This is a genomic window from Lysinibacillus phoenicis, assembly GCF_047238325.1.
GTDB lineage: Bacteria > Bacillota > Bacilli > Bacillales_A > Planococcaceae > Lysinibacillus > Lysinibacillus irui.
Genome location: NZ_JBDFMP010000002.1, coordinates 1,086,951 through 1,104,907 on the forward strand (window position 1 = coordinate 1,086,951; position 17,957 = coordinate 1,104,907).

Annotated in this window: 15 protein-coding genes; 1 reads left to right on the plus strand and 14 read right to left on the minus strand. The window is 41.1% G+C overall.

Annotated features, from left to right (window positions below; translation table 11 throughout):
* Position 1 precedes the first annotated feature (1 nt).
* The 9 genes from ABC382_RS06985 to ABC382_RS07025 form a co-directional block, all read right to left on the minus strand.
* Positions 2–979 carry an ABC transporter ATP-binding protein gene (locus ABC382_RS06985; protein WP_412926687.1) on the minus strand — a complete coding sequence of 326 codons (978 nt, stop codon included), beginning with the start codon at positions 977–979 and terminating at the stop codon, positions 2–4.
* On the minus strand, positions 948–1,982 hold the full coding sequence (locus ABC382_RS06990; RefSeq protein WP_322610501.1) for an ABC transporter ATP-binding protein: 1,035 nt from the start codon (positions 1,980–1,982) through the stop codon (positions 948–950). The genes ABC382_RS06985 and ABC382_RS06990 overlap by 32 nt, the downstream gene beginning before the upstream one ends.
* A gap of 15 nt (positions 1,983–1,997) precedes the next feature.
* The gene (locus tag ABC382_RS06995; protein WP_274796579.1) at positions 1,998–3,446 is read right to left on the minus strand and encodes an aldehyde dehydrogenase family protein; all 1,449 of its coding nucleotides are present in this window, start codon (positions 3,444–3,446) and stop codon (positions 1,998–2,000) included.
* A 10-nt stretch (positions 3,447–3,456) separates the two neighbouring features.
* On the minus strand, positions 3,457–4,203 hold the full coding sequence (locus ABC382_RS07000) for an SDR family NAD(P)-dependent oxidoreductase (RefSeq protein WP_312507097.1): 747 nt from the start codon (positions 4,201–4,203) through the stop codon (positions 3,457–3,459).
* Between the two features lies 1 nt (position 4,204).
* Positions 4,205–5,293 carry a tartrate dehydrogenase gene (locus ABC382_RS07005; RefSeq protein ID WP_313471237.1) on the minus strand — a complete coding sequence of 363 codons (1,089 nt, stop codon included), beginning with the start codon at positions 5,291–5,293 and terminating at the stop codon, positions 4,205–4,207.
* Positions 5,290–6,522, minus strand: a complete 1,233-nt coding sequence (locus ABC382_RS07010; protein WP_274796576.1) for a M20 family metallopeptidase — start codon at positions 6,520–6,522, stop codon at positions 5,290–5,292. Before ABC382_RS07010 ends, ABC382_RS07005 begins: the two co-directional genes overlap by 4 nt.
* 241 nt (positions 6,523–6,763) lie before the next feature.
* Complete coding sequence (locus ABC382_RS07015; protein ID WP_322610500.1) at positions 6,764–7,450, minus strand: hypothetical protein; 687 nt, start codon at positions 7,448–7,450, stop codon at positions 6,764–6,766.
* 166 nt (positions 7,451–7,616) lie between these two features.
* On the minus strand, positions 7,617–8,744 hold the full coding sequence (locus tag ABC382_RS07020) for a conserved virulence factor C family protein (protein WP_322610499.1): 1,128 nt from the start codon (positions 8,742–8,744) through the stop codon (positions 7,617–7,619).
* Positions 8,745–8,756: 12 nt separating this feature from the next.
* Complete coding sequence (locus ABC382_RS07025) at positions 8,757–10,643, minus strand: ABC-F family ATP-binding cassette domain-containing protein (protein WP_274796573.1); 1,887 nt, start codon at positions 10,641–10,643, stop codon at positions 8,757–8,759.
* A gap of 337 nt (positions 10,644–10,980) precedes the next feature.
* On the opposite strand from ABC382_RS07025, the gene ABC382_RS07030 reads away from it, so the two are divergent.
* Complete coding sequence (locus tag ABC382_RS07030) at positions 10,981–11,196, plus strand: hypothetical protein (RefSeq protein ID WP_412926688.1); 216 nt, start codon at positions 10,981–10,983, stop codon at positions 11,194–11,196.
* Between the two features lie 360 nt (positions 11,197–11,556).
* Here the strand turns inward: ABC382_RS07030 and ABC382_RS07035 are convergent, their stop codons facing one another.
* From ABC382_RS07035 to ABC382_RS07055, 5 genes are all read right to left on the minus strand, one after another.
* Entirely contained in the window at positions 11,557–12,171 is a 615-nt protein-coding gene (locus tag ABC382_RS07035) for an HD domain-containing protein (protein WP_312507126.1), read from the minus strand.
* A 682-nt stretch (positions 12,172–12,853) separates the two neighbouring features.
* Positions 12,854–13,897 (minus strand): S-methyl thiohydantoin desulfurase domain-containing protein, encoded by a 1,044-nt coding sequence (locus ABC382_RS07040; protein WP_412926689.1) that lies wholly within the window; start codon positions 13,895–13,897, stop codon positions 12,854–12,856.
* A gap of 16 nt (positions 13,898–13,913) precedes the next feature.
* Entirely contained in the window at positions 13,914–15,488 is a 1,575-nt protein-coding gene (locus ABC382_RS07045) for an OPT/YSL family transporter (RefSeq protein ID WP_274796571.1), read from the minus strand.
* Between the two features lie 22 nt (positions 15,489–15,510).
* Positions 15,511–16,263 carry an IclR family transcriptional regulator gene (locus ABC382_RS07050; RefSeq protein ID WP_274796570.1) on the minus strand — a complete coding sequence of 251 codons (753 nt, stop codon included), beginning with the start codon at positions 16,261–16,263 and terminating at the stop codon, positions 15,511–15,513.
* A 12-nt stretch (positions 16,264–16,275) separates the two neighbouring features.
* Positions 16,276–17,955, minus strand: coding sequence for a hydantoinase B/oxoprolinase family protein (locus tag ABC382_RS07055; RefSeq protein ID WP_274796569.1), 1,680 nt, complete (start codon positions 17,953–17,955; stop codon positions 16,276–16,278).
* Positions 17,956–17,957: the final 2 nt, after the last annotated feature.

A 17,957-nucleotide genomic window follows, 5' to 3' on the forward strand; every position in this document is an offset into this window, starting at 1 on the left:
ATTATTTATTATATAAAAAGCAGGCAACTCGCTGATTGGCATTTTCTTGCTGAAGCATCGGTCTTTCCTGATGACACTTTTCCATAACAAACGGACAACGTGTATGAAAGACACAGCCAACAGGCGGATTCATTGGACTTGGTAATTCACCTTGTAAAAGTATTTCCTGTTTTGGCTCATCAAAATTAACAACAGGAATGGCAGAGAGCAATGCTTGAGTGTATGGATGCAATGGATTGGCATAAAGCTCTTTTTTTGTGCCTATTTCCACCACTCTACCTAAATACAACACTGCCACTCGGTCACTAATATGCTTCACAACGCTTAAATCATGGGAGATAAATAAATAGGTTAAATGAAATTCATCCTGTAAATCCATCATTAAGTTTAGTACTTGTGACTGAACCGATACATCGAGTGCCGACACAGGCTCATCCGCAATAATAAACTCTGGATGGATGGCTAGTGCCCTTGCAATACCAATACGTTGGCGCTGACCACCAGAAAATTCATGCGGAAACTTATGCATGGCATCCTCTGGTAGACCTACCTTTTGCAATAGCTCCTTAACACGCTCTTTTCGTTGTTCCTTTGTCAACGTTAATTGCAGCTTCATCGGTTCTTCAATAATAGAGCTAATCCGCTTGCGAGGATTAAGGGAAGCGAAGGGATCCTGAAAAATCATTTGCATTTGATTGCGATAGCTTTGCAGCTTGTTGCCCTTTAAATGCTGGATCGGTTGTCCCTTATACAAAACTTCTCCACCAGTTGGTTCAACAAGCTTTAAAATCGTTCGCCCAAATGTTGATTTTCCAGAGCCTGATTCGCCCACAATCCCAAGTGTTTCTCCTCTATAAATCTCAATCGAAATATCATCCACTGCTTTAATGACCTTTTTTTCCTCCTTCATGGACTTGCGCTTCACAGGAAAGTAGGCTTTTAAATGGTTAATTTCCAGCAAAACTTCTTTCTCCGTCATGAGCCAGCTCTCCTTTCTCTGTGAATAAATGACAGCGTACTTTATGTGCCTCCTGAATATGATGGATGGCTGGTTGCTCCTGATGACAATGTGCCATTACATGCGGACAACGAGGGGCAAAACGACAACCATTCGGTAATGCATATGCAGGTGGCACGCTACCTGGAATCGAAGGTAGCCTTTTCACATCTGTTTCAAGACTAGGCATCGTTTTTAAGAGAGCTGTTGTATAAGGATGCTGCGGATTTAAAAATAGCTCTCTCACAGGGGCTTCCTCGACAATTTGCCCTGCATACATCACCATGACACGGTCAGCCGTTTCAGCCACAACACTCATATCATGGGTAATAAATAAAATTGCTGATTGATGCTCTTCCTTCATTTTCATCATCAGCTTTAAAATTTGTGCCTGCACTGTAACATCCAGTGCAGTGGTTGGCTCATCCGCAATCAAGAGCTGCGGATGATTGGACATGGCGATGGCAATCATCACACGTTGCCGCATCCCCCCTGATAATTGGTGGGGGTATTCTGCAATCACCTTTTCTGCATTCGCAATCCCAACTTCCTTTAATAAATGTAACGCTTGATTCCACGCTTCTTTTTTGGATACCTTTTGATGCCTGCGAATGCCTTCTATCATTTGATTTCCAATGGTAAAGACAGGATCTAAAGAGGTCATTGGCTCTTGGAAAATCATACTAATTTCATTGCCACGAATACGGCTCATTTCTTTATTTTTATAATCTAGTAGATTCCTCCCGTTTAAGGCGATGGAACCTGCTGTAATTTCACCTGGCGGTATAGGAAGTAAACGCATAATCGCTAACGATGTAATACTTTTGCCACTTCCTGATTCGCCTACAAGTGCAACCGTTTCGCTTTTATGAATAGTAAAGTTTACATCTTCAACAACTTTCGCCTCTTTACCATTTTTCAAATGGAATTTAATCGATAATTGCTTGACCTCTAAAAGGACTTCTTTTTCTTTTGGCTGTTCCATATGCGTCCCTCCATCTCAGCGTTGATTAGGTGGTGCATAGCGTATAGCGATATTTTTCATTTGCGTATAGTTTCGCAGTGCAACAAAGCCCTTTTCTCGACCAATCCCACTTTTTTTATAGCCTCCAAATGGCATTTGAATCCCACCGGCTGCCCCGTAATTATTGATAAATACTTGTCCAGCCTGCACGCGGCTTGCCACAAAATGAGCAGTATCAATATTTTGTGACCAAACGCCAGCCACTAGGCCATAGTCGGTGCTATTGGCTAAGGCAATGGCTTCCTCCACACTTGAAAATGTCAAAACCGTCAACACGGGACCAAAAATTTCTTCCTGTGCTAATGGATCCTTTGAATCGACACCATCCAGTATAGTTGGCTGTATATAGTACCCTTTGTCATAGCCTTCTATTAGTAATGGCTCCCCACCCGTGATGACATAGCCATCTGCCTTTGCTTGCTGTAGTAATCCAGTAATTTTCGTAAATTGCCGTTCATTTAATAGTGGGCCCATATCCAAATCTGCCTCACCAGGTCCTACTTGTAGCGCTTGGAATTTTTCCACTAATTGCGAAACGAATGAATCTTTGACCGTTTCTTCAATGATTAAACGGGCCCCTGCAGAACAAGTTTGACCTGCATTTTGAATAATGGCACGCATAACACCTTCCAGTGCTTGCTCTATATTCGCATCGGCAAAAACAATATTAGGCGATTTCCCTCCAAGCTCTAATGTCACAGGAATAATATTTTCCGCAGCAGCCTTCATCACTGCGATACCAGTAGGAACTGAGCCCGTAAACGTAATATGGTTAATATCAGGATGTGATGTTAAATACGGACCAACATCTCGTCCCAGACCGGTAATATGCTGAAAAATCCCCTTAGGCAATTTATCGGCCAACCATTCAGCGATCGCATGCGTTGTAAGCGGTGTATCCTCGGCACTCTTCACTATAACGGCATTGCCTGTAGCAATAGCCGCTGCAACACTTCTCGCTGTAATTTGAATCGGATAATTCCATGGCACAATATGTACCGTAATGCCGACTGGCTCTAGCACTACCGCATTTAATAGTCCATCCTCAATCGGAATGGTATCCCCCATCACTTTATCTGCAGCCCCGCCGTAAAATTCAAAATAGCGAGCGGCGGCTTCAATATCTGCTCTTGCCTGTGATAAAGGTTTTCCTACATCGCGACATTCTAGTAAACTCCATTCCTCTGCATGCATGCGAATATAATGGGCAAGTTCAATCAATAACTGCCCTCGTTCATACGCCTTCCATTGACGCCAATCGTCACTTTCAAATGCTACACGAGCTGCACGTACTGCTTCATCAACCTGCGCTTTACTAGCATTGCTAATTTGCGCAATCACTTCTCCAGTTGATGGATTTCGAACATCCACTAATGCCGCACCATGAACCCACTCCCCATTGATTAACATAGGAATTTTTTTCATTGTACCCCTCCTATAATCCACGACCACCATCTACATGTAATGTCGTCCCTGTAACCATGCTTGCTGCATCTGATAGTAAATAACTAACAGCTCCTGCAATATCAGAAGGCATCACTAATCGACCTAGTGGGACAGATTGTACAAATACACTTTGCTTTGTTTGCTCTATATCTGCTCCCAGTGCAGCAAATTGACCAAGCATTTGTGTATCAGCTGGTCCTGGATGAATCGTATTAACACGAATTTGACTTGATGCTAGTTCAATAGCAAGCCCTCTCGTAAAGCTTTCCGCTGCGCCCTTTGACGCAATATAAGCCTGGAGGCCCGGTCTCGGACGTACTGCAGAAATAGAGGCAATCGTAATAATGGAACCCTTTTGCTGCTGTTTCATAAAAGGGACAATAGCTTTTGTCGTGATAAATAAGCTTTTCACGTTGACATCCATTAAACGATTCCACTCATCCATCGTTACCTGTTCAATTGGTGTGGCTGATTGTGCAACCCCAAGCGCATTGACAAGGCCATCAATCCTACCATAGTTATCAAAAACCTGCTGGCAGATTGCATGAACACGCTCCTCATGCAAAACATTGACTTCAAAGCATTGCAAAGAATCATGTGCAATTTCTTTTAGAGGCTCTACTGATAAATCGAGCGCTACCACAATATTGCCTTGCTTTAGCTGTTCTTCAATAATGGCTTTTCCCATACCGCCACCTGCGCCTGTTACAACAATGACCTGTTGCTCAACTGTCATCCTAAACACCTCCAGCTGTTATCGTCCTATTTATGATTTCCTGACAAATAGCGTCGCCCATTTGTTCAGTTGTCGCTTGTCCACCAATATCTGCTGTTTTCACAAGACCCTGTTGTAGTACCGTTGTAATAGCATTGACTATAAGCTGCTCTAAATCCGTTCTCCCTTGATGCCCAAGAAGTAAGGCAAGCGACCAAATTTGAGCGATTGGATTAGCAATGCCCTTTCCAGCAATATCAGGTGCCGAACCATGTACAGGCTCAAACATGGAAGGAAAATCCTTCTCGGGATTCAGATTGGCCGACGGAGATAAACCAAGACCTCCAACAATCGCAGAGCCTAAATCAGATAAAATATCACCGAATAAATTGGATGCTACAACCACCTCAAAGTCCTGTGGTCGTTCGACAAAATAAGCAACTAATGCATCAATGTAAATGGATTCGAGCTGTAGTGCTGGAGCGCTTTCTGCCACCGTTTTTCTTGTATGCTCATCCCAAAATTTCATGGAATGAATAATCGCATTCGATTTTGTGGCACTTGTTAATTTGGTTTTCCCGTGTTGCTTCGCATAATCACAGGCAGCTTGGACAATTTTTTCAATGCCAATGCGCGTCATAATCGTATTTTGAATGGTCATTTCCTGTGGCTGCTGTTGATACAATCGCCCACCACTATCTGAATACTCGCCCTCTGCATTTTCACGGAAGATGACAAAATCTATGTCATTGCCACGAGCCAAAGGGGACGTAATCCCAGGCAGTGATTTAATAGGACGGAAATTCACATATTGCTGGAACTGTTTCCGAATCGGCATAATCAATTCCCACACCGTTACATCATCAGGCACACGGGCATCGCCAATTGCACCAAATAAAATCGCATCATACGCTTGAAGTGTTTCAAGTGCATGATCAGGCATCATACAGCCATGCTGCACGTAGTAATCAGAGCTCCAAGGAAAGATCGTTGTTTCAATTTGTAAGGAGCTATCTTGTTCTTGCAAGCAATTTAACACTTTTAACGCTTCCTGCATTACTTCTTTCCCTATGCCATCTCCAGGTATTACCGCTATTTTGATCACTGTCATTGTGCATCACCAGCCAAAAATTTTAATGCTGCTAAACGATAAATAGCAGTTGTTTCTGCCAATTCTTCAATATCTACATATTCATTGATTTGATGTGGAATTTCACGATCTCCTGCGCCAACTGTCACAATCGGAATTCCATGCACATGAAGAAACGTACCATCTGTTGCTCCAGGAACACCATTGTATTTTGGCTCCTTCTCTGTCACCTCTGCCACTGCCTCATAAATAGCCTGTACAACAGGATCTTCCTTTGCTGTTGCTGTTGCTGGTCGATTATCAAGGACCGTTAGCTCGACTTTAAAATCAGGATCATCCGCTTGTAAACGTTTAATGATCGCTTCAATTTTGCCAAGCAGTTCATTATGGTCTTGCGCTGGAACCGTACGAATATCAAGTGTCGTCATACAATGATCCGGAATAACATTGATCTGTGCATCCCCCTTTACAGGCGCACGTAAAATCGTTGGCGTAATCGACGGCCAATTCAACATTGGATCACGCCCTAACCTCGCTTGCTCCTCTTTTTCCAGTTTTTCAAGCTCTACGATCAAACGTGCCATCCGCCAGTTCGGATTTATGCCGCTCCACGAAATTGCTCCATGCGCCATTTTACCGAAAATATCTACCTGTAAACGAATAGCCCCACGCTGTGCAATACAGACATTATTTTCCTGGGGCTCACAGATAATCGCTCCATCCACACCATCAGCCCAGCCATTTTTAATAAAATGTTTAATGCCCAGCATCAACCCTTCTTCATCACAAGGAATACATAAAATAATCTTGCCCGTAAACTCCTCCTGATCCAGTAACAATGACTGACAAGCTGTAATCATACAAGCAAGATTTCCCTTTGTATCATTCGTCCCTCTACCATACATGCGCCCATCCACAATCTCTGCCCCGAATGGATCATAGGCCCATGCTTCTCGATTACCTTCCGTAACTACATCTGTATGCCCCTCAAAAAGCAATGTTTTCCCCGGCTTCCCCGAATCAATAATCCCAATAACATTTGGTCGCCCAGGCACAACCTCCTCGATATGCGTTTCAATACCAATATCTCGTAAATATGCCGCAACAAAATTCGCAACCTCTTGTTCATTACCGTTCGGATCATTCTCACGGTAAACGCTTTCAATTCGTACGAGCTTCTGTGTTAAAGCTATAACTGCCTCACGATCGCGCACATACGATGTCGTTGTCTTTAAACTAGTTACTGTCATGCAAAGGACCTCCTATTTTAGGGAATATTCTGAATTTATGTTATTTTAACATTGTCCCTTCTCTATGAAACTAGACAATATGTTAACGAATCATAGAATGACCTTAACTTTTTGTTTAGTAAAAAAACGCTAAAAAACTACATTTTCCGCTGTTTTAAACGCATTTTACAGTTTTCTCGCATATTATCAGCTACCCTGAACATGAATTGATATTAGGGGATTGATATTACCAATAAGTGGATTATCCCACCGATTGGAGGTTGACTTTGAGCGGGTTTCTTCCTTTGAGCGGTTTCCTCAACTTTATGAGTGGGGTGGCACCTTCTTTGAGCGGTTTTCTCACATTTTCGAGCGGGTTCTCCCCTCCTTTGAGCGGGTTCATCAACTTTATGAGCGGATTCACACCTCCTTTGAGCGGTTTTCTCACACTTATGAGCGGGTTCATCCTTCCTTTGAGCGGTTTTCTCACACTTATGAGCGGGGTGGCACCTTCTTTGAGCGGATCTCTCTCATTTTCGAGCGGGTTCTCCCCTCCTTTGAGCGGTTTTCTCACACTTAGGAGCGGGTTCTCCCCTCCTTTGAGCGGTTTCCTCAACTTTAGGAAAGGGTTCTCCCCTCCTTTGAGCGATTTCTTCAACTTTAGGAGCGGATTCACACCTCCTTTGAGCGGTTTCCTCAACTTTAGGAGCGGGTTCTCCCCTCCTTTGAGCGGTTTTCTCAACTTTATGAGCGGGTTCTCCCTTCCTTTGAGCGGTTTTCTCAACTTTATGAGCGGGTTCTCCTCTCCTTTGAGCGGTTTCCTCAACTTTAGGAGCGGGTTCTCCCCTCCTTTGAGCGGTTTCCTCAACTTTAGGAGCGGGTTCACACATCCTTTGAGCGGTTTCTTCAATTTTACGAGCGGTTTCCTCACATTTTCGAGCGTTTTCACTCCTCCTTCGAGCGGTTCCTCACACAGATGAGCGGAGTCATACCATTTACGAGCGAAGTCTCCCATATTAAGCCGTTTATCAACACTTATGAGCAACAACTATCATCCCCAGAGCGAAGCCCACCCCATACAATGAAAAAAACCAGCATCAGCTGGTTTTTCCTTTTTATTGTTGACGGGATTCGGTCATTTGCTTCCAGACCGAGCCTTTTGCTTCCTCGCCTTGTTCGATACGGGCGATGGCCATTTTGACTTGTAATTTTACTTCGAATTCTTTATCGTTTTCGGCAGCTTGTAATGCTGGTAAAGATTGCTCCGTGCCGACCTCATATAAGTACATTGCTGCACGCCAGCGAACCAGTTTGTTTTTATCTTGTAAGGCTTGTTGCATGGCTCCTTCAAATTCAACAAAGCCAAGGTCACTCATGCAGTCACCTGCAGTTCGGCGCACGGCTGCACTTTTATCTTGAAGGGCTCTTTCTAAATAAGGAACAACAGCCACATCCTCAATCATGCCTAAGTACACAGTAGCAAGTCGGCGAATGGACATTTGTTCATCTCGTAAGGCTAAATCCAGTAATGGTAGATCATCTAGCTCTGGATCGACCATTTGGTCAAGCAATTGGAAGCGTTTCTCCCATTCTGGTTGATTGAACTGCTCCACTGTTATTTTTAGCTTGTCTGTTTTTACAATAGCTTTTTCGTCATCATTATTGATGGCAGCTACAATTTCTGCTAAGCGTTCTGGAGAATACGTGACATCGATCTCCTGTTTGACTGCTTCAGCAATTTCCTCAAGCTCGCCGTACCGCACCCCATAATCAATCCACTTGCGTTGGAAGATATAGTTCTCGTCTACTGCTGATTCAATGATTTGATTAAAGGCCTCTACAAAACGGTCACCACAGCTTACACGATGTTCACGTTGATTATCAAACACTTTTACTTGCAGTGGTACCTGCTTGTAAAACTGTACATGCACGTAAACCTCACCGTAAAACTCATTGGCCACAACCGTTTCATCCTGTGTTTGTACATCTTCTCCTAGCACTTGACGAATGCTTGCTAGAATGCCTTCCCATGCATACTTAGCATTGCGCTCCACCGCAAAGAAATCCGCTACATGGTAAACGCCCTTTACTCCTTCAATAGCTAAAATGGCTGCAGCTTCGCCAGTTGCCTCATCCTTATTATCTTTTGTAAAATTATAGCTTTTCCCGAACGGTAGCTCTGTATCAACAACAATCTTCATAGAATTGGGACTTGGTGTCGGTTCAATTGTAATAATCTTCATGTCTATCGCTCCTTATCCGTTAACAATTTCATCTAAATAAGACCATCTTTCAATCAGGTGCTCGTAGTGTGCATTTAGCTCATCAAGCTTAGCCGTTAATTCCTGTAGTTTCGTGAAGTCTGAACCAGCTTGAGCAATTCCTTCTTCCGTCTCCATAATGGCTGTTTCTGTTTTTTCAATATCATCTGCAATCGTTTCCCATTCTTTTTGCTCTTTAAACGATAGCTTCTTCTTATCTGATTTGGGCTTTTCAGTCTTTGCCTTTTCAACTTTTGGTGTCTCTACTTTAGCAGTCGCTGCTTGCTCGCGCTTCTCCAAGTACTCACTGTAAAGATCAAGTGATTCCTCTACTTGCCCCTGTCCATCCAAAATCCAAAGCTTTTTAGCAATTCGGTCTAAGAAGAAACGATCATGGGAAATCGTAATTACAACACCAGGGAAATGCTCAATGAAATCCTCTAGCACACCTAATGTTTCAATATCTAAATCATTCGTTGGTTCGTCCAATAATAAGACGTTTGGCTGCTCCATTAATAAACGTAATAAATGGAGACGCTTGCGCTCACCGCCTGATAATTTCCCAATCGGTGTACCATGCGCATGCAATGGGAATAAAAAGCGTTCAAGCATTTGAGCCGCCGAGTAGCGTACGCCTTCTGCATCTGTAATATCATTAGAAGCCTCACGTATATATTCAATCATACGCTCATTTTCATTCATTTTCGGCAATGTTTGCTTGAAATGCGCTAGCTTTACTGTTGAGCCAACAAGAATTTCACCTTGATCGGGTGTCAGCTCCCCTGCTAGCATGTTCAATAAAGTTGATTTTCCTACACCATTTGCACCGATAATACCTATGCGATCACCCTGCTGTAGTAAAAATGAGAAGTTTTCTAGAATTTTTTGCTGTCCAAAGGCTTTCGAAATATTTTCGGCCTCCAGAACTTTACGACCAAGACGTGTTGTAGCCAGTCCCATTTCTAAAGAAACGTCCTCTGATTTTCGCTCTAAGTTTTCCTCTAGCTTTTCAAAGCGTTGAATACGAGCCTTCTGCTTAGTTGAGCGCGCCTTCGCACCGCGACGAATCCATTTTAACTCTGAACGATAACGGTTGCGGTCCTTTTGAGCAGAGGCTGCTTTCATTTCCTCACGAATGGCACGCGCCTCTAAATAATCGCCATAATTCCCTGTATGTCGATATAGCGTTTGATCTGCTAGCTCGTAAATATGTGTCGATAATTCATCTAAGAAGTAACGATCATGGGTGATGAAAATTACGGCACCCTTTAGTCGTAGCACCATTTCCTGAAGCCACTCTGTTGATTGCACATCTAAATGGTTGGTAGGCTCGTCTAGTAGGTAAAGATCTGCTGGTTCAATTAACACTTTGGCTAAAGCGACACGTTTCTGCTGACCTCCTGAAAGTGTTAGCACTTCTTTCTCAAATGTTTCAATACCTAGCTTTGTTAATGATGTCTTTGCTAACGCATTGACATCCCATGCCTGCTCTTCATCCATACGCTGTTGTAAGCTAAACAACGTTTTTTGTAAACTATCAGATGTTGGATTAACTGCTAAAGCAGCAACGGTTTCCTCATACTGACGATTCAGCTGTAAAATAGGTGAATCGCCAGCAAAGACAGCCTGTAAAACTGTTTCACCAGCTTCAAATGTCGGTTCCTGTGGTAAATAGGCGATACGGTACTTATTCGGACGGTCCACAGTCATCGAGTCTGCTTCAACGTCTCCAGCTAAAATAGATAGCAGCGTCGACTTCCCTGTTCCATTAATACCGATTAAACCTGCTCGCTCTCCTTCATAAATGGTAAATTCAATATCTTGAAAAAGCGTTTTATCGCCCACTGTTTTTGTTAAATTTTGTACGATTAAATGACTCATTCCACTATTCCATCTCTTTCATGTTAGGTATTGTTCATGCCCACACGATTTGTATGTAGACGATTATTGATATCCATTATTCATCATAACACCAATTGACATGTAAACAAAGAACAACAAACTATCACAGCTTGTTGTTCAATAATACATTCGCAAATGCTATCAGAGCTAGATAATCTGTTATTCTATATGCCGCGCTTCCGATTTTATGGGGCCCCGTGGATTAAAATAAAAAATGGGAATCTGAAAAAGAAAAGTGGAAAATAACCGTTTTATTTTTGATTCTTCCTCATAGTGATAAATGGTTCAATTGTAGAGAAACGAACCATAAGAGCGAATGCACGAATATTTTAAGGACCATAGCTTAACACAAACAAATAGCCATGTAGAAGAAGAGTTCAACAACATTTTTACATTATTCAGAAAAATGCTACTACTAAAAGCTACTATTGAATATAGTTTTATAGAAGAGAGTTCAGATGATTCGATACGATTTACAGAGCAAGTAATCGCCCAATATGCACAGCCGATTTCATCAAAAAATTTCGAATAAAATAGTAACGATATAAAGGGTGATTTTTTTATGGAGTTAGCAGACGTCATTAATTTCATATTATATATAGCCAACCTTATGTTCATTTTAGATAAAAATATCGTTCATTATCGAATACTAACAGGTAATATTATATTTACTTTGCTCAATCTTCTATCATTGGCTTGTGGAAATTCTTAATGCAATTTGCTAAAGACATTGTTGAGGCAATCCATATGAAAAGGAATATTCTACTTGCGATAGGCGTCCTTTATTTTATTATACTGAACGTACTTCTCACAATCTTGGTGCTACGAAAGAAATACCCAATGAAGCACAAAAACCGCCATTCCAATGAAAGGCGGTTCTTTTTGTGTTGTCCTATTGACCGATTTCGTGCTGTAATTGCTGTAAAAAGCTCTCCATAAATTGATGACGTTCCAGTGCCATTTTTTTGCCCTTCTCTGTCACCATTAAATCTTTTAGCAGTAATAATTTCTCATAAAAATGAGTAACCGATGAGGTATTTTTTTGACGGTATTCTGATTCTGACATGTTTGCCCGTGCTTCCTCGTCTTTATCATAAAGCTTTCGACCTTTAGCTCCACCATAAGCAAATGTTCGGGCAATGCCAATGGCACCAATCGCATCTAAACGATCTGCATCACGTACGATTTTCGCTTCCAATGATGTTGCTTCTAGCTCATTTCCTCCATTAAACGATACTTGAGCAATACAGTCTCGGATATGTTGCTTTTTATCTTCACTCAGTGGTAGTTCTGCAATCAGTTGTTCTTCCTGTTCCTTGCTATCAGTATATTTTTTGTCGCTGACATCATGTAAAAGCACCGCTATTTTAACCACCTCAGCATCTGCTGTTGGCTCACTTTGTAGGATAGCTAGCGCATTTTGATAGACGCGTTCAATATGCTGAAAATCATGACTAGCATCAAATTGTGCATATACGTCTCGAACCTTATCCAATAAATTATTCATCGTTAATCTCATTCCTTTCCTACAAGATTATACTGTATTTATTCCTGCAAAAGGTAATCTAGAAATTAAAAATTGATAACGTTTCAATTGACTAACTTTTCTGAATATTGTATGATAAACATACAGAACAATCCATTTGTTCTGTACCTCATATTTTTTCAGTAATGTACACCAGCTATGTGTAGGACAGATTTAGCATTAACTTCAGCGGGCTTACAATTGAATAACCTGTTTAGAAGATGACGTACGTATTGAAAACCAATCATCTAAACAAATAAAAGTGAACACTTTCCCTTAGAAATTCTTTGTTTAACCCGCATAGCCCTATGTACATGCCGAAAATGTGAACAACAAGTTAGTTTGTTGCATGACCTAAAGGCTTTCACTTGATGTTGCATTTGTGTCATTGTTTTTCATTACTGGTTGTTACCTTCTTCTACTATGTATGAACGTAGCTCCTCCCTTTAATGAAAATCATACACTATTATTGTCTCCAGCTTGTGAATACCACGTTCGATGAGTCGTGCAATCAGAAGAAAAATCATGTAAGCCAATGTATTAAGTGTGATAAAGGAAGTAGGTACGATTGTGATAAAATGTATTACCCTCCCGCTGAAGGACAAATAAAAGCTGCCCATCTTACATTCAAGTAGATGATGGCAGCTTTTACTGTTTTATTTACTTATAACACGTTTTTAATAACTTCATCAATTTCCTGCAAAAGTGCTTCATTTTGCATTGTCGAACTTAATGTCAAAAGTGATTGGTCTACATGGATCACGGCTACATGCATCCCTTCCTGAATGCTTGCACTTGGTACAGGAGTCATTTTCTCTATATCAAATGTCATGATTAAATCTGGGAATTTCGATTGTAATTGTCCTTCTTTCGATAATGTCATATATTCATTCCAGAAAGTAAGATGATATTCGCCAACGGATAATTTTCCAACATCAAAGCCATTTTCCTTCGTTAAAGAATAATTTGTAACTTTCCCCGATACAATGTGTGTACCATTCAAATGCTGTACAACATTGGCTAATTTCTCTTCAAATGTTTGTCCCTTTAAGAATCGATAGCCAAGCTCAATAGCCATCGTGATTGCATTAGGGGCACCATGCTTCTGTAAATAGTCAATCGTCACAGGATTTCGAGTAACCCCCACTAGCCCACCTGCTAAAATGGATGCTTGTCGAGCTGTTTTGGCTGTGTTTTGTAAATTCCCTTCGACAAACCCTTGCACGGCAAAATCATCTTTTCCCCCTGCATAAAATTGCACGGATTGATAATCTTGTTGCTCATGGAGATTTAAAGAGCCCATGATCCCCGTTGGATGTGCTCGTCCATTACAAGGAGCGTCAACGACTGGTACATTTAATAGTACTGACTGTAGCCAGCCATTGATCGTCGTACTGGCACCATTTTCATTCGTAATGATGCCTTTTAGACGCTGCTCGTAATGCTTATTCATCTGACGATAGCTCCAACAAAGCTGCTCACCAGAAATATATTGATCAACTGCTGATGGTGCACCTACCAAGGCAACGCATGCCACTAAGTCTTCTTGATCCAATTCTGTGATATCGACTAATTGAGGTTCTCCCGCAGCAAAGATTTCCTCCACTAGCTTGAGTCCTTCCTCTTGAAGACCACCTCCGCCGCCGCCAAGAATTGCCCCTCCATAAACGGCTGCAATCCCATCCTCATACGATAATACTTTTACCATTCATTCATACCCCTTTCTATTTTCCTATTTTTAGAATAGAAGAGAAGAAGCTATATAACGCATCTCCAGCAATAACACCTGCTGCAAAGACCGTCATTTCAGATTCTCTCTTACCTTTCGTTACATATGTGAAAATAACACGAAGTAAGATACCGACTAAAACAGCCCAACCAGCGATCGGATTAACAAGTAATAAACCTGTTGCAAATAAAATACCCATTTGACGTTTTGAACCACCAATTAGCTGAATCAATGCACCTGGAATAGCCCAAATCATTAATTGTTTTGCTACATCTCCTGTTACACCTGATTGGATTGTGGCTGCATACACATGGTTTACAGGTGCTACTAAATCTTGTGCAAAATAAGATTTATAAGATAGTAAAACGACAACAGCCGAAATCGCAAAGGCTAACATTCCTGCTATTAATTGTTGCTTCCGGCCTTCTTTTTCTAACGCAGCATCACTACCATTACCACGTAAAATAAATCCAGTTTTTAAGTCATAGCCCATATCTGCAAACGCTACCCCTGTAGCTGCACTATAACCTGCTAATAAGGCAAGTGCTGGTGCTGGGAAACCGATTAAAATACCAACAATCAGCGTAATAAATGCGACAGCAAATGCTGGGAACCAACCTGCGTGCATCGCCGCAATACCAACAATCAGCTCATGAACAAATGCAGCAATTGTTGCAAAGACGATGAATCCTATTAACATACCGAAAGACATATGCGTGATAATACCACCTAAAATGGCAATTAATAAGGCAATGGCTAAATAAGCAATAAACCCTACACCAAAGGCTTGGCGAATTTCTTTGGCATCTTTTGAGTAGCTCAACTCTTCTGACTTTTTAGCCGACTTTTTATTTAATAAGGCAAAAGCGACCTGGAAAAGTGCCACAATACCGGCACCAATCATCACGCCATGCGGAATATAATATGCATTTAAATCGACATTAAACAATTGAACAGAATATCCTCTTAGAAGAAGCCCAATCCCAAACATCGTTAGTGCCCAAATATTTCCTATGAACGCTACCCCAAAAGCTGACATTGGAATTTTAAGAACAGACCCCACAATACCTATTAACACACCACCGATTAATACCTTGGCATTTTTACCGCCTTTATCGCCCGCTTTAATGGCTTCAGCAGTCGCAATCCCTGGTGGCCAAGTACCTGCTGCTGGGAAAATCTTTGTATCAAAAAATTTATATAATAATAAAGCATCAACAAACATCGCTAAAATAACACCGATAAACAATGGTAATACTAAGTTTTCATAGCCTAATACATATGGAATACCAATTGGCAACATTAAACTACTTGCAGCACTGAACGTTGCTGCTGAAATGGCCGTTTGGATAATATTTTGTCTATGCACAGATTTAAATTCAATGAGCTTGCCGATTGGAATTCTTCCTAGAATCATCGCAAATATTGCCCCGACGATTGATGTATTAGCAGAAATCCCTAAAGTCGTAATCAACTGTATCCCGATAATTGCCCCTACGACAGATGTTAAGACGATCATTAGTAGAGTTACAGGCTCTAAAGCCCTTGGATGTAATACTTTATTATTCATAGTGTCAGCTCCCCTATTGCTGTTATAGTTTTGAAATATGTGATTGTATTTGATGAGCTACTTTCACTAACTGTTCAAGCATATATTTCTCCCTTTGATCATCTAAATCATATACTAGTCCAGAAATGGTAAGAGATGCGATAATTTCCCTCTTATAGTTAAATAACGGTACGCTAATGCCAAAAGCATGTTCATTATACTCCCCAACTGTAACACACCAGTTGTTTTGTCTAATTTGCTGTAGCTCTTCCTTCAATGACTTAAGCAGTTTAAGATGCTCTTCTTTCGATTGTTTATTATGAAAAAAAGCGATTAATTCAAGCTGCCTGTCCTCTTCTAAATAGGCAAACATCACTTTGCAGGAAGCACCGATGTAAAGGGGTGTCTTCGTCCCTAAAGACACCGCATACTTTACATTTTTATTACTTTCGGCAATTTTCGTGGTAACACCGTATTCATTATCCATATAAGTAAGAAATACTGATTCATTAATTTCATTCGCAAGATTTTGCATCAATTCATAAATGGTCGAGTGTGGGTCTTTAGAATTGGAGAGCACATCATAAAAAAGGAACATCTTGTAACCTAATTTATATTTTCTTGTGTTGTCATCCTGTATTAAATAACCCGCTTCTGTAAATGTATTAATGGTTCTTTGCACGACACTTGTCGGCAAGTTCATCATGCGTGAAATTTCACGAACACCTAATGCGTTTTCTGTCGTGGCAAAACACTCTAGTATATCCAATGAGTTTTTTAATGTCTTGACAGTCATTTATTTCTCCCTTTAAGCGTTTTGATAACCGTATTTCTTCTGCGCTACTTCTATAGAAATATATTCATTTAATAAATCACGTTCAATGGCCTCGGCACTTCTTTCAAGTGGATTACCATAACCACCACCTGTTGCTGTCACAAGCTCAATGCGGTCACCCTTTTGCAATTCATAATTGGCCAGCACTCCAACGGGTCCAACCTTCGTTCCATCGTTTTTATGAATGATCAGATAGTTGTGAGAGCCCTCTCCTCCGCCATTTAAACCGAAAGGCGCAAATTGATGTCTTCCTAAGTTAACAGAAACCTTTTGACCATCATGATTCACTGTATAAACGCGACGTACACCTAAGCCGCCTCTAAATTGACCAGCACCTGCCCCGTCACAATTTAAGCTATATTCATCAATGTGAATACCATATTTTGTTTCGGCAATTTCAACCGGGAGATTATATGTTTCACCATCTCCCATACAGTATTGTCCGCTTTGACCATCCTCATCATTGGACGCTCCCCAACCACCAACGGATGGTTCAACGATTAAGAATGACTCATCGTTTTCAGGGTTTTTACCTGTTAAGATAAACGTACAAACGGACTGCAAATGCCCTGCAGATAATCGTTCTGGTAAATGAGGTGCAAGAGCCTTCCAAATTAAATCCGCTGCCCCTATACGTGCCTCGAAGTTCATGGACACAGGATGAGGACGTTTAGCTGAGACAATGGAGTTTTCATCTGTAATAATCGTTAAGCGTTTAAAGACACCTTCGTTGATTACATCAATATCACCAAGTAATGCTAAGAACATAACCCGCACACTAGCCATTAAACCAAATTGTGAGCAGTTCATTGGCACATTGACTGCAGGATGGGAGCCTCTAAAGTCACAAATAAACGCTTCATCACTAATTGTTACTTTCACTTTAATTGGGTATGGGCCACCTTTTAATGGGTCACCTTCAATAAAGTCTTCCGCATAAAACTCACCTTTTGGTAAATGTTGAAGCTCCAGCTCAACAATTTTCTCTCCCTTGTCCAATAGTTTTTGAATGGACAATTTCACAGACTCAGCACCAAACTTCTGGCAAAGCTCTGCAATTCGTTTTTCTCCTGTTTTTAGAGCTGCTACTTGTGCAAACATATCTCCGATCGAAAGCTCTGGTAAACGGACATTCGTCGAAATGATTTCATAGACTGCTTCGTTCAGCTCACCTTGATGATAAAGTTTAACACCTGGAAGCTGTAAACCTTCTTGATAGATTTCATTAGAATTACTTGTGAATGAACCAGGGTCCATGCCCCCTACTTCTGTCCAGTGCGCTTTATTGGCTGAATACGCGATAATTTCACCATTATAGAAAATTGGTAGGACTAAGCCTACATCCGATAAATGAGATCCACCACCAACATATGGGTCATTAATAATAATGACATCCCCTTCGTGTAACTGTTTCCCATTATCAAATTTTTCAATAACACGCTGCACCATTGGACTTAGCATCCCAATAAAGCTCGTTACACCATTTCCTTGGCTAATTAAATTACCCTTGGCATCTGTTAAACCACAAGCATAGTCTAATACTTCATAAATCACGGGACTCATAGAAGAGCGTGCTAGCGCAATAAACATCTCATCTCCTATTGCTAGCAATGAATCTTGAATAATTTCTACTGCAAAAACGTCTTTTTTCATGT